Raw genomic sequence first — 13,734 nt, 5'->3', positions numbered from 1 at the left:
CACATTTGTAAAATAACGTTGCTATTGTCCCCAATCTTCACAAAGTGTAAAATAAAGCTAAGTTTCAAAATACTTCAAATAACATCAAGAAATCGGTGAAAATACATGAATTTTTATATTTTAGATAATGACAGTAAAATTATTCATTTATTATCCAATATTATTGAAAATGATTTTAATAATACCGTAGTCGGGACAACTTCCAATCCGCAGCAGGCCTATGATGACGCAATGCGGTTGGGAATTGATATTATGTTTATTGATTATGCAATGCCGGAAATGGATGGAGTGCGGCTTATTCAAAAGATCCAGGATAGTCATCATTATCCGCATTTCATTATGACTGCTCAGGCAATCCTCCCTTCTGTAAAAACAAGCGCATACCAACATGGTATTGATTTCTTTATTGAAAAGCCCTTAAATATTGCAGAAGTTAAATCGGTTATTAAACTAGCGGCGCAAAATATTAATATGTCCAATCGTCTTCTTCAAGTTTTAGACCTTGTTAGCGGAGCAGCGACAAATAATAATACAGTAACAATTAGTGGTAAAAACAAAAAAAAAGAAAACGCTCAATCTATTTTGCGTTTTCTCGGTATTACGTCTGGAAATGGAGCAACTGCAATTAACAGGCTTATTAATACAATGATTGAACGTGATATTAATTTTGATGAAGTTGACTTTGAAGAATTATTTCAATGTAATGATCGGGAAAAGAAAATTATTTTTCAGCGAATTCGTCGCGATATAAAAACTGGTCTCAGTAACCTTGCCCATATGTGCATGGACTATCCAGAAAATGATATTATCCTCGAATATGCCAATAACCTGTATGAGTACAAGAATATCCATAATGAAATGCAATTTCTCAAAGAAGAACGCAAGACAGGCGGACAAGTATCACTCAAACACTTTTTCAATGGGTTAATTCAGGAGGTAAAGTAAAAAGAAATCATAAATAGGCCTCTAAGGTTCGGCTATCCCGAGCTTTAGAGGCCATATTTATACCATACTATTCGCTTTTTATATCAATAATAGGAATAGGCTCTATGTCCTATCTTTCTTTTTATTAATTAAACTTTTTGCGAAGAATAACACCAGCAAATGCAAGCATTGCACTACCAAGAGCTAATGCAATAACTTGATGTTGGTTACCAGTTTGAGGCAACTTAACATTATTATTTGTGTTAGCCTGACGAACAACAACTTTTTCGGTGTTACCAGGTGTTACCTTAGTAACATTCTTTTGTGCTGCTGTTTCATTAGCAGCTACATCCTTTGTAACAACCATAACCGGCTTTGTCTGTGTCTTTTGTTGTTGGTTATCACTAGCAGCTGCATTCTCTTGCTTGTTAACGACTGATTCTGGTTTTGCATCGTTGTCAGTTGTCGATGCTTTAGTATCGTTAACATTGTTTGTGTCACTGGTAGCTTGACCATCGTCATTATTCTTTACTTCAGTTTTCCCTTGGTCAGTAGGTGTGTCTTTAGAATGGTTAGCTGGAATTTCAACTTTGCTTTGGGCTTCTTTTAATTTTTCGTTAGCAGCAACTAATGCTTGTTGAGCTTGGTCTAACTGTGTCTGTGCATTAGCTACCTTTGCATCTGCGTCTTTTAATTCTGCATTTGCATTAGCCAAAGCGGTTTCCTGATCCTTCAAATTCTGTTGTGCTGTTTGAAGGGCAGCTTCCTTATCTGCAACATCCTTCGCAGCATTTGCCACTTGTGTTTGTGCCGCAAGCTGATCTTGCAATGCCCCTTTGACATCTGCCTTAAGGATAGCTGATTGTTTCATCGCTCCAATTGGCGTATTTAAGTTCATATCAATTTGATACTCACTCTCAAGCGGTGCTGTAAAGGTCCAATCACCCGTTGATGTTTGTGTAAGTGCTTCTCCGTTGTATGAAAGGCCTTTAACATATTGGGTTCCTTTTGTCATATGGATTGTAATATTAGCATTTTGATTATCATTTAATTCTGCAGTAGCCTTATTTGCAAAGAAATTTTGTGCTAAAGAACGGCTGCCATCAGGTTTTACGAATTCCATATCAACCGTTACTGGCTTATTTGTTGGCGCTGTAGGTTGAGCAGCTTTAGCATTTTCAAGTGCCTTTTGTGCAGTAGCTACTTGATTTTGAGCATTGTTTACCCCATCAGTTGCCTGCTGAACTTTCTGCTGAGCATCGCTTTGAAGGCCCTTAGCCTGATTTAATGAAGTTTGGGTATCTTCTACGTTTGTCTTAGCTGTTGTAACTGTAGCCTGAGCATTTGTTACAGCGTTATCAGTGCTTGTTTTAATAGATACGTTATCAGATGATTGATCGTTTGAATCGGCATAAGCTGTAACGTTGCCAGCAATTGTAACAGATGCTAATGCTCCTGAAACGGTCGCTGCCATCAGGATTTTCTTTTTCAAATTATTAACCATTATAAAAATACCTCCAAAAAATATAACCAAAAATCATTTTAATTATTACAGTATTCTAATGTAAACGCAAGCACTTAATAAAACTTAATTCCCAAATTGTTTGATAAGTCTGCTAAAATAGGCGGTGGAGAAATTATTTTTAAACAAAATTTAATCCTTCACTTTTTTATCATTTGCTTAATCAAGGAGGAGTAATAACTTTGAAGCACTCATTTACAAGCTCAACCTGGTTTTCGCTACTTGCCAGTATCACTTTACTGACTAGTCCAACCTGCATCGCTCTCACTCCACTCATTCCTGCAATAACTGTCCATGCAGATGAACAGTACCAAGATGGGGAATATGAAGTTACGGGCGCGTTTAAGAAAGCTGACGATCCAACGCAAGACTCGGTTGCACAAAACTTTTTTGCTCAACAAGTAAAAGTTCAAGTTAAGGATAATCATTTGCAACTAATCCTGCACATGGATAATGGAGCTGATTATCTCAAGCAGATTCAGATAGAGGGAAACGACAAGCCCGCTAATATCCAAAAAAATGGTCAGCAGGCCGATATTACTGTATCTTTACCGAATAACAGCGGAAAATACATTGTTGATATGCAGTTAGACACGCCAATGGGGGAAATGAATCAAAAGGCTAATCTTCTCCTTGACCTATCAAAGCTAAAAAAGCATTCAACCAACGATAAGCCTACTCAACCAACAACCAATAATAATCAAACACCAACGGATCCCCCCAAAAATAGCGATTCAAACAGTCGCACTAATAACGAACATCAGGATAGTACTCCCGTAAAACAGCCTCAGCAGCCAATAAAGGCCTCAACGGATAATGATGAATATTCACTAAAAATTGTAAAAGCATCAAATCCCCAGGAAGAATCAGCTGCTCAGAAATTCTTTTCTTCCCACGTTTCAATTAATCCATTGGGAAACGATTACCTGCTTACTTTCCATTTAACAAACGGCAGTAATTTTATCAAAGAAATGAAATTTAATAACCAGTTGCCTGACAAGATCAGTCGAAACGGCGACCAGGTCAATTATAGCTATCGTGTTAGTTCAAATGTTATCAAAGCTGGACAAGGAAAGCTGTACTTTGCTCTTAGCACTCCAATGGGCAACATGAATGAAGAAGCAATTGCTTTATTTACAACTCCCCAGCATCCAACAACAATCACAACCCCACCAGCTATTTCAACGACACCATCCGTTGCTAGCACACCGGCAGTTACCGGCCAACATGCAATTGATCCAAATAAAGTTATTCAAGACGTCAAATATACCGTACTCAATAGTCAGCGCTCTGGAAATTCAGAAGCAAATAACTACTATACCCACACTGCCCACGTTGTAAAAACCGGTAATAATGGCTACGATGTAACATTAACAGTTAGTGTTAAGCATGGGTTAGTAAGTTTTACTCCACTAAGGATGGCAGCAGGACCGATTACAGGAGTGAGTGCGGCTCAAAGCAACGGACTTGACGAATGGCACTATACTTTTCACATCAACGATTACACCGCACTTGATAACCCTGTTGCTGGGTCAATTCGGATAAGCGTCCCCATTGCAAACATCAATAATCAGACGTTTAACGTTTGGTTCATCTTTGGCAAGACCTCAACTGGCGGTCCTAATGCCTTGGCAGCAATGAATGGCGGCACTGGCGATAATATTCTTGCAAATAGCGATCCTGCTAACAGCAGTGCTATCAATTCACCAATAGGCAGTAACCCGGGAAATGGCAGTTTAGTACAAACAGCATTAAATACTGTTCCGCCCACTAATCATCCCTTCGACCTAAAAGCAGCCAAAAAGCAGCTTGCCAAATACCAGGTTAACCCTACCCTTAAACACCTAGTCCACAATAGCCAAGTCGATTACCCAATTTTAGCAGCACTTCTTGGTTTTATAGGAACAGCATTTATCATTATCGGCGGAGCAAGTATTTGGCACCACCAGCTCATTAAAAAAGTAAGGGGAAACTATCATGAAGATAAGTAAGCAATTATTATTAATCACAGTAATTACGCTAATCGGTCTATTTAGCGGAGGAGCGACCGCGAAAGCACAAAACATTAACTATCAGACATTTAAATACGGTACTAGCCAAACTTCAATGGCAGATGGCTACTACGCCCGTCCTGCCCAAGTAAATGTTAGCGGAAATCAATACGTTGTAACTATGACCATTCATACTGGTGAAGATCTCGGTGCATGGCCAGTAACAGTCCTAACCATCGATGGACAATCACCGCAAAACGTATCAAAATCACACGGGAACGGTTATGACTACACCTACTCCTTTACGACCAAGAATCTTAATAGAACAATTAGCAGTTCAATTGCAATTGATGTGCCAGGAGTATATAAAGCTAATCACAATATTAGTTTCAAATTTGATACTAGCGGGTTGCCAGCGCTTAATGGAAAACAGGGCGCAGCCGGTAACGAAACAAAAGCAAGCGATACTAATACTGCTACCTCGCCAAGTAATACTAATAACATAGCAAGCGGCGTGAACGACCCAAACCTTAAAAGCAAATTAAATAAACTCAATGCGCAGGCAGCTGCTCAGTCTTCCCAAGCGAAGAAGAAAGAAAGTCAGCTTGCTCGACAAACACTTAGGCAAAATGCGGAAGTCCAAGCAACTAATGCCCGCAACCAGCGTTTATTCTACTTTGTCATTGTCGGTGGAATTATTGGGATCATAATTATTCTTGCTGCTGCAATCTACTTTGTTCGCAGCGCATCAAAACATATTCCACGTCATTAGGGAGGATTATATGAACCGTTCAAAAAAATTAATTTTAATTGCTCTGGGCTTATTTCTAATTCTTGCTGTCGGGGTTGGAGTAGGAACAAAATATTTTCTTGACCGGCAAGCAGTTAAAAATCAACGAATTGTTACTACTAGTGCCGCAACCACTGAAATATTTGCCAAGCTAGACCTTCCACTAGTCGGTGTTCCAACAACGCAGGCAAAACTACCCGCCAGATATAAAAATGTTCCAAAAATCGGTAGTCCCATGTCACCAAGCGTTGAGAAGATTGCCTCCCTTAACCCTACTACTGTTTATGCGGTATCAACACTGAAAGATCAGTACAACCAATCATTTAAAGAACAAAGCATCCACGTTGTATACCTTAAATTAGATACTGTTAGCCAGCTTAAAGGTACTCTTCAATCACTGGGCAAACAATACTATCGGACACGCCAGGCCAATGCCGAAATTAAAAAAATTGACCAGGCAACTACCGACGTTAAAGAACGAATTCATGGTCGAAAGCCACGAGTATTAGTATTGATGGGGATGCCGGGTGCCGGTTATATGATTGCGACTGACCACTCATATGTTGGTGACCTTGTAAAAATTGCCGGTGGAGAAAATGTATATTCTGCCAAAGGACAAGCATACATCCATCCTAGTAACGACTCGCTTGCTACTAAACATCCAGATGTCATTCTCCGTTTAGAGCACGCCTTGCCGAATGTTACTAAACCACAATTTGAAAAAGAATTCGCCCAAAATCCAGTATGGAAAACTATGCCAGCAGTTAAGGACAAGCGGGTATATGACTTACAACAGCCGACCTTCAATGCCTCTGCTAACATGAACGAACCACAAGCTATTCGCCAAGTAAGCAAATGGCTTTACCCAACTAAATAACCATGAAAAAACGAAATATTATTACCTACGTAACCTTAGTAACTCTTATCTTTATTACTTTCTGGGTGGCATTAACGAATGGTGCAAGCCACTTTAGTATTTTCAAAATGAACGCAACACAATTAAATACTATCTTTAATATCCGGTTACCAAGAATAATCGCAGCCTTTATCGCTGGAGCCGCGCTGTCCGTTAGCGGGGCTTTTTTTCAAGGGGCACTCCGTAATCCGATTGCTGATCCGGGATTTATGGGTATTTCTGCCGGTGCCTCCCTATTTCAATTTATTGGTGCTTTAATATTGCCAAGCTTTCTAACCGGTCAATTCCTCATGGCCTTTATCGGCGGCTTTCTAGCGCTTTTTATTCTTATCCACTTCCAACCGCGAATGAATCCTTACCGTCTTATCTTGATTGGGGTTGCCCTCAATGCCACTTTTACGGGAATCCAGGAAGTATTTCCTGTTAGTCAGGGAAGAAGCAATATTTCATTAAGCACCATAACGTGGACAAGCACATTTTGGCTCGTTATTCTGGGACTTATCGGTTTAATGGCTGCCATTATAATTACGCCATGGTGCAACTACCTTAAAGTCAATGATGCACAATTAGGTTCACTTGGAATATCTGCTTCTCGCTTACGAAGCGGTCTCCTCGCCGTTGCTGTTTTCCTTGCGACCACCGTTACAGTAAGCGCGGGCGTAATCCTTTTTATTGGAATTATTATCCCTCATATCGGCCGCTGGCTACTCGACCACGATTATCGGCACTTAATTCCTTTCTCAATCCTCGCTGGCGGGTGGATGCTCCTCTTTGCAGATACCCTTGGCCGGCTAATTATCCAACCAAGTGAGATCCCAGCAGCTACCATTTTAATAATTATCGGCGGACCATTCTTAATTTTCATCTTATCCAAACAGCCACAAGGAGATTCAACTAATGCTACAAGCTAAAGATTTAAGCTATCAGTATTCAGCCTCTGTACCCTTAATCACGAGGCTTTCTCTAACCATCCCTGACCACCAAATCACATCGATCGTTGGTCCCAATGGTTCCGGCAAGTCAACACTATTTAAGCTTCTTACACGTGCTATTCAGCCCATGGCGGGGAAAGTTTTGCTAAATAATCGTGACATTTGGCAGTTAACAGGAAAAGAAGTCGCTAAACAAATTGCAGTTGTGCACCAACACCATGATTTATATGATGATTTAACTGTCACAGACCTAGTCCGGTTTGGACACTTGCCTTACCAGTCTCTTCTAAGTGACTTACCAGAAGAAAGTCATAATACTGAACTATTACTTAATCAATTTGGGCTTACAGACTTAAAGGATAGTTATGTTCATAGCCTTTCAGGCGGACAGCAACAACGAGTTTGGCTTGCTCTTGCCCTCAATCAGCAACCATCTTATCTGTTTCTCGATGAGCCTACTACCTATCTTGATTTACACTATCAAATTGAATTTCTCAAACTCCTTCACCAATTAAACGCCGATGAACACTTAACAATTATTATGATTGTTCATGATCTTAACCAAGCGCTTCAATATAGCGACTATTGTCTATTCTTTAACCATGGAAAAATCATTGCAGAGGGCAAGCCCGAAGAAGTATTAACCCCCAAACGTATTGAAGAACACTTTAAGGTTAACTGTAAAAAGATTCAGACTGCGGATGGACCCATTTTATACCAATATTAGGAAACAAAATGACCTCTAGAGTTCAGCTTTACCGAACTTTAGAGGTCACTTTTTATGTCAAAAATGATGCTTATGTAACAGTCAATTTTTCTCTAATCCCAACTATTTCGCAGTTTCATTATCTGATGACTAAGGCCTTTTGTTTGGTCATAAATTTGATGATAAATTTTGTACAATTCATCATACTTCTTTACTGTTTCAGGTTGCGGTTCATATGCCTTGCCAAAATGAACAAACTTCTTTGCACAATCCTGTAATGAATTAAACCAACCAAGGCCAACAGCAGCAAGCATAGCAGCACCCAGGCCAGGACCCTGTTCATTAGTCAGGGACACTACTTTTTTATTAAAGATATCTGCTTGTAGTTGCAACCAGAAGTCACTTTTAGCTCCTCCCCCGATAGCAACAACCGTATCAAAGTCTTGACCATGCTGATCATAGATATTCAAAATATCACGGAAGCTAAAGGTTATTCCTTCAATTACAGCACGAACAAAATCATACTTATTCTGCATACTATCAACGCCAATAAAGCTCCCACGAATATCCGCATCGGCATAGGGTGTCCGTTCACCAACTATATACGGTGTAAAGATCAATCCGTTTGCCCCAAGCGGTCGTTTAGCGGCTCTATTTACCATTTCTGTAAAGTCTTCATCCTTAGCAAAAGTATGCTTAAACCAATTCAGAGAATGTCCCGCAGCAAGTGTAACCCCCATAGAATAATAAGTATCAGGAATAGCATGACATTCATACTGTAATGCACCATGATAGTCAACATTAGCATCCGGTTCATATTTCAAAATTACCCCAGATGTTCCAATGCTGCTCATCACCATATTAGGTTTTAGGATTCCTGCTCCCACGGCTCCACAAGCATTATCACCACCACCGCCAAAGACCTTAGTAGTCGTCTTGAGCCCTGAAAACATTGCATATGAATCCGTAATCGTCCCTGCCTCATCGATTGACCGAATTAAAGACGGACACATTGATTCTGGAATATCAAACGTATCACAAATTTCCTTACTCCACGCATTCTTTTTAATATCAAATAAAACCGTCCCCGTTGCATCCGAGTAATCAATTGCCTGTTTACCAGTCATTACATAGCGAACATAGTCTTTAGGCAAAAGAAAGCTCTTTGCCTTCGCCCAGATTTCGGGTTCATTTTCTTTTACCCATAATAATTTAGGAAGCGTAAATCCCTCTAATGCACGGTTACCAGTGATATCAATGAACTTATCCCCCATCGCTGTCTTTATTTCTTCACACTGCTTAGTGGTCCGCGTATCGTTCCATAACATTGCAGGACGTAATACTTGTCCATCTGCATCTAGTAATACTAGCCCGTGCATTTGTCCAGAGAAAGATATTCCTTTGATTTCCTCAGCTTTAATCCCATCTCTTAAAATCAGACGGTCAATCGCAATTGTTGTTCCGTATAACCAATCACGAGGGTCCTGTTCACTATAACCAGGGTGTGGCTGATGAAGGTCATAGCCGTAGCTTTGCTGAGCAATAATTTTTCCATCATGATCCATTGCTGAAACTTTTACAGCACTTGTTCCCAAATCGACGCCGATTACATACTCATTCATTTCTTTCATTCCCTTCTGTTAGTAAAAGGGTCGGAGCAAAGTTGATTGCCTCGGCCCTTTTATTATAACTTTTTACCGTATTGAGTGAGCGCTTGTTATGTGTGGATTGATAGGTAATGTTAATTATTTAGCAAGCGTTTCAATAATGTAATGATTAATTGTATCTTTGATTTCTTCAAGGTGGTCGGAGTGAGTAGCAGCAATTAATTCACTTTGTGGCGTATCAATAACTTTTTCTTCAAGACTAGCAAAGTTTTCGTTGCCATCTTCAATGCTCTTTCCTAGACCTTCATCCCATGTAGCGTAACGTTTCTTAACAATATCATCTAAGAAGCCGTCTTCCTTCATTGCAGCAGCAACGCGAAGACCTGCAGCAAAGCTATCCATACCAACAATATGACCATAGAAAAGATCCTTTGGTGTAAATGAAGTCCGCCGTGGCTTGGCATCAAAGTTCAGTCCACCACGAGGTCCAATACTACCATTTTCAATAACTTCCCACATAGCTGCAGTAGTTTCATATAAGTTTGATGGGTATTCATCAATATCCCAACCAATTAACTTATCACCTTGGTTAGCATCAAGTGAACCTAATAATCCAGCTTCACGAGCAACCCGAATTTCGTGTTGGTAAGTGTGACCGGCTAAGTTAGCATGGTTTCCTTCAAGGTTAAGTTTGAAGTCTTTATCAAGGCCGTACTCACGCATAAAGTTGATTGTTGTTGCAGCATCAAAGTCATATTGGTGAGTAGTTGGTTCCTTTGGCTTTGGTTCAAGAAGCATCTGAGCATCAAAGCCGATTTCATTAGCGTAGTCCTTAGCCATGTGGAAGAACTTAGCAATGTGTGATTGCTCACGCTTCATATCAGTGTTCCAAAGTGATTCGTAACCTTCACGACCGCCCCAGAATACATAGTTTTCAGAACCTACCCGCTTACCGATTTCAAGACTGTGCTTTAATTGTGCAGCTGCATAAGCATAAATTTCAGCTGATGGAGCAGTACCCGCACCTTCTAAGAAACGTGGATTTGTAAAGAGGTTTGAAGTGTTCCATAGAACCTTCATGCCAGTTGCTTTTTGATATTCAACAATCTTATCAACAACCTTATCCAGATTCTTGTTAGTTTCACGAAGCGTATCGCCTTCTGGAGCAAGATCTCGGTCATGGAAACAAAGGAAGTTAACACCTAACTTGTTGTAGAATTCAAAAGCATAGTCAACCTTAGCTAAAGCGCAATCCATTGGGTCACTGTACTTGTCATATGGCCGTTGGGCGGTTCCATCACCAAACGGATCAACTAAGCGCTGATCAAACGTGTGCCAATATGCAACAGCAAAACGAAGCCAGTCTTTCATTTTCTTTCCTAAAATAACTTCTTCTGGATTGTAGTACTGGTAGAACAATCCAGACTTAATATCCTTATGTGGTCCCTCGTATTCAATCTTATTAATATCTTTCCATAAATCAGCCATGTTTACGGCCTCCTATTCATTTAGTTTGTATAAACAACTAACTTACAATTCTTAATATATACCCTTTGAATTGCTTTGTAAACCCTTTCTTAAATTTTATATAAAAAGATCAATTTATATAGGACACATTGTTTAGAATTACTATTAAGTTTTTTGTAGTTAGTATACTAAGTAAACAATTAAATCAAAAAGTGTAAAAGATAATTTTTTACGTATATATAAGTTAGTGGGGCTGGAAAAGAGTCTCCTAAAAATTAATGAGGAGCCGTGAAATAATGGACAAAATTATATTGCGTAAAAAGTGGGAAGATGCCGATTTAACGGACGATTATATCTTTAGCAAGGTGATGATTGATCATGATATTTGTTTAGAAGTGCTGCGACGAATCTTACCACAGCTGGAGATTAAGGGGATTGAATTTCCAAATGCCCAGCAGGAGATTTCTTTTGCCCCAGATGCTCATTCAATTCGTTTTGATATTTACACAACAGACGAAAATAACAATCACTATGATATTGAAATGCAGGTCGCCAGGGCGGACAACTTGGCGAAGCGGATTCGCTACTATCAGACCGCTAGCACGATGGAATCCTACAATAAAGGTGAACCTTATGATAATGTTGATGATTCCTATGTCATTTTCTTCTGCAATTTTGATCCGTTTGGGTTTAATCGCCAGCAGTATATATTAAAAAAACAGATTACCGGAATGACTGACAAAGTTATTGATGATGGTGAGACCGATATTTTATTTGACATTCGATCTAAGCGGCACGATGTGAGTCCAAAGATGCAAAATTTCTTGGACATGATTGCCCAACGCAATGTTGAATCCACTGATGAGCTTGTCGTAAAATTAAAGAAAAGGATGAAGTACGTTAAGCACAATCGGAAATGGAGGGCGGAGTATATGCGACTCTCATTGTACGAAATGGATCAAAAGCGGCACGAAGAAGAGATAAAGGAAAAAGGCTGAGGAACTTAGGAAACAAGAGTCGGAGATTAAGAAACAAACTGCTGAAATTAAGAAACAGACTACTGAGATTAAGAAACGAGATGCCGAGATTAAGAGGCAAAGTATTAAGCTTAAGAAAAAAGCTGAAAACATTACGAAAATAGCTGAAGAAGTTGAAAAGACAGAACAGCAAATCAAAGAGTCTATTAATACTGAACGTGAAAAGGGAATTAAAAATTTAATTAATTCTCTTCAACATTTAAACATTGATTCAGTAACTATTGCTAAAGAAATACAAACACAATATAGGTTAACCGACACTGAGATTAAAAAGTATTTAAAAGATTAAGCATAATATAAAAATACCATGTGGCACTTAAATTCAAGTGCTACATGGTATTTTGTCACTACTATAGATACAATTTTTCATTCCCTGTTAAATTAATTTTGAATAACTATAACCAGTGTCCTGGCTTCCACATATCTTTTTCATCTTAAAGTATTCAACCGAATCTGGACATACTTTGATTTTTGCATTTTTCAAATTAGATACCATTTTCGCTGTTATTTCAGGAACTGCAGAATCCTTTAATACTTTTACTTCTTCTTTTGTCAATGACGCAGGCTCTCCTAACCCATGCCATATTAATAGTGGATTACCATGCTTTTCATCAACTTTTTCCAGTACTAAACTGTATTTACCATTAACTTGTGGAATGGAAACATTAATATCTTGACCATAGCCTTCTTCATTTTTATAATTCCAAATGATTCCGGTATACTCACCGTCTCCGTTTTTAGTAATAATCCAATTATCAGTTTTTTCAACAAGATATTGATATAGTTGATTATAGAAATAGAATGTCCAATATGTGGGTTTGCAAATACTATGCTCAGCCAGTAAACCAAAGCCACCGTAAAAATTAGTAAATGGTATTCCTTTTTCTTCAAAAACATCGCCAAAAGTCCAATATGAATATAATTCAGAAGTATCACCTAATTTAGATAGCATATCAGCAGTATAAGCGGCATTATGAACTGTATCATGAAGTGGTGCATCAGGACTATAAGATGTATTAAATTCAGTAATATACATTGGTAAATTTTTATATTTAGATCTATCAATTATCTTACGTGATTTTTCTAACTCTTTTAGTGAATCTTTCAATTTCCTTAGATTAGGATATCGATAGTGTCCTTCTGTTGGTACTACATTTACTGTATAAAAGTGACGAGTTACAAAGTCGATGTCAAGTTTTTCACTCTCACAAAAGCTAATGAAATCTTGTAGCCATTCTTCATCTTTAACCCCACATATTGCAGGTCCTCCGACCTTAAGGTGCTTATTTACCCTTTTTATCGCATTAAAGGTTTCTTCAAAAAAATTAAAGTACGCTTGTTTGTCTGCATTTTTCCAGAAGTTAGTCAAATTGGGTTCATTCCATATTTCTATCGGTCATTCTAATACATCATTACCATACCTTTTCAACAAATGCTTCAATGTATTTTGAACCAATTTAACCCATTCATTGTTATTCTTTGGTGGTGTTATGTTTCCCTTCCAATAAAATACGGTTTCTTTACCTGAAGCTAACTTTTTTGGCATGAAATCTAGTTCAAGAAAGGGTTTTATGTTTAATGTTTTAAAAGAATCCATTATTTGATCTAAGTAATTAAAATTATATTCAATAATGTACTTACCATTTTCTTCTCTTTCTTGATAAATTCCGATATCGTCTGAAAACAAACCATGTCCTCTTATATACTTAAAGCCAATGGTTCGTTGAATATACCTTAATTCATTAATATATTCTTTTCTTAAAGCAAGGCTTAGTCTGCCTGTACCAATGCATCGAAACGCATTATTTATAAACTCGCTCATAAAATTCATCCCCTTGTATA

At 38.5% G+C, this 13,734-nt stretch carries 10 protein-coding genes and 1 pseudogene; 7 read left to right on the top strand and 4 right to left on the bottom strand.

Going from position 1 to position 13,734, the window contains the following annotated elements:
• Window positions 1-105 precede the first annotated feature (105 nt).
• Window positions 106-945, top strand: a complete 840-nt coding sequence (locus tag IEU90_RS05365) for a DNA-binding domain-containing protein (protein ID WP_153710133.1) — start codon at window positions 106-108, stop codon at window positions 943-945.
• 124 nt (window positions 946-1,069) lie between these two features.
• Here the strand turns inward: IEU90_RS05365 and IEU90_RS05360 are convergent, their stop codons facing one another.
• Complete coding sequence (locus IEU90_RS05360) at window positions 1,070-2,428, bottom strand: LPXTG cell wall anchor domain-containing protein (RefSeq protein WP_153710132.1); 1,359 nt, start codon at window positions 2,426-2,428, stop codon at window positions 1,070-1,072.
• 200 nt (window positions 2,429-2,628) lie between these two features.
• Between IEU90_RS05360 and IEU90_RS05355 the strand changes: the two genes are divergently transcribed.
• Genes IEU90_RS05355 through IEU90_RS05335 form a run of 5 tightly spaced genes read left to right on the top strand, consistent with a single transcriptional unit; the run spans window position 2,629 to window position 7,802 of the window.
• Window positions 2,629-4,437, top strand: a complete 1,809-nt coding sequence (locus IEU90_RS05355; protein WP_188357833.1) for an NEAT domain-containing protein — start codon at window positions 2,629-2,631, stop codon at window positions 4,435-4,437.
• Window positions 4,424-5,209: an NEAT domain-containing protein gene (locus tag IEU90_RS05350; protein ID WP_153710130.1), complete on the top strand. Its 786-nt coding sequence runs from the start codon at window positions 4,424-4,426 to the stop codon at window positions 5,207-5,209. Before IEU90_RS05355 ends, IEU90_RS05350 begins: the two co-directional genes overlap by 14 nt.
• Window positions 5,210-5,219: 10 nt before the next feature.
• A complete protein-coding gene (isdE, locus tag IEU90_RS05345; RefSeq protein ID WP_153710129.1) occupies window positions 5,220-6,104 on the top strand; it encodes a heme ABC transporter substrate-binding protein IsdE in 885 nt (294 codons plus the stop codon).
• A 2-nt stretch (window positions 6,105-6,106) separates the two neighbouring features.
• Window positions 6,107-7,054 carry a FecCD family ABC transporter permease gene (locus tag IEU90_RS05340; protein ID WP_153710128.1) on the top strand — a complete coding sequence of 316 codons (948 nt, stop codon included), beginning with the start codon at window positions 6,107-6,109 and terminating at the stop codon, window positions 7,052-7,054.
• Window positions 7,041-7,802, top strand: a complete 762-nt coding sequence (locus IEU90_RS05335) for an ABC transporter ATP-binding protein (RefSeq protein ID WP_153710127.1) — start codon at window positions 7,041-7,043, stop codon at window positions 7,800-7,802. Before IEU90_RS05340 ends, IEU90_RS05335 begins: the two co-directional genes overlap by 14 nt.
• A 92-nt stretch (window positions 7,803-7,894) precedes the next feature.
• Here IEU90_RS05335 and xylB read toward each other — a convergent pair whose 3' ends face one another.
• Window positions 7,895-9,403, bottom strand: coding sequence for a xylulokinase (gene xylB, locus IEU90_RS05330; protein ID WP_153710126.1), 1,509 nt, complete (start codon window positions 9,401-9,403; stop codon window positions 7,895-7,897).
• Window positions 9,404-9,526: 123 nt separating this feature from the next.
• Window positions 9,527-10,876, bottom strand: coding sequence for a xylose isomerase (gene xylA, locus IEU90_RS05325; protein WP_188357832.1), 1,350 nt, complete (start codon window positions 10,874-10,876; stop codon window positions 9,527-9,529).
• A gap of 275 nt (window positions 10,877-11,151) precedes the next feature.
• Between xylA and IEU90_RS05320 the strand changes: the two genes are divergently transcribed.
• Complete coding sequence (locus IEU90_RS05320) at window positions 11,152-11,853, top strand: Rpn family recombination-promoting nuclease/putative transposase (RefSeq protein WP_229723603.1); 702 nt, start codon at window positions 11,152-11,154, stop codon at window positions 11,851-11,853.
• A 415-nt stretch (window positions 11,854-12,268) separates the two neighbouring features.
• Here the strand turns inward: IEU90_RS05320 and IEU90_RS05315 are convergent.
• Window positions 12,269-13,714: pseudogene (locus IEU90_RS05315) on the bottom strand (GH39 family glycosyl hydrolase).
• Window positions 13,715-13,734: the final 20 nt, after the last annotated feature.

Origin of the sequence: Limosilactobacillus caviae (assembly GCF_014635905.1) — a bacterium.
In the GTDB taxonomy this organism is placed as follows: domain Bacteria; phylum Bacillota; class Bacilli; order Lactobacillales; family Lactobacillaceae; genus Limosilactobacillus; species Limosilactobacillus caviae.
Note: the sequence above shows the minus strand (reverse complement) of the source record. Positions and strands in the feature narration are given on the sequence as shown.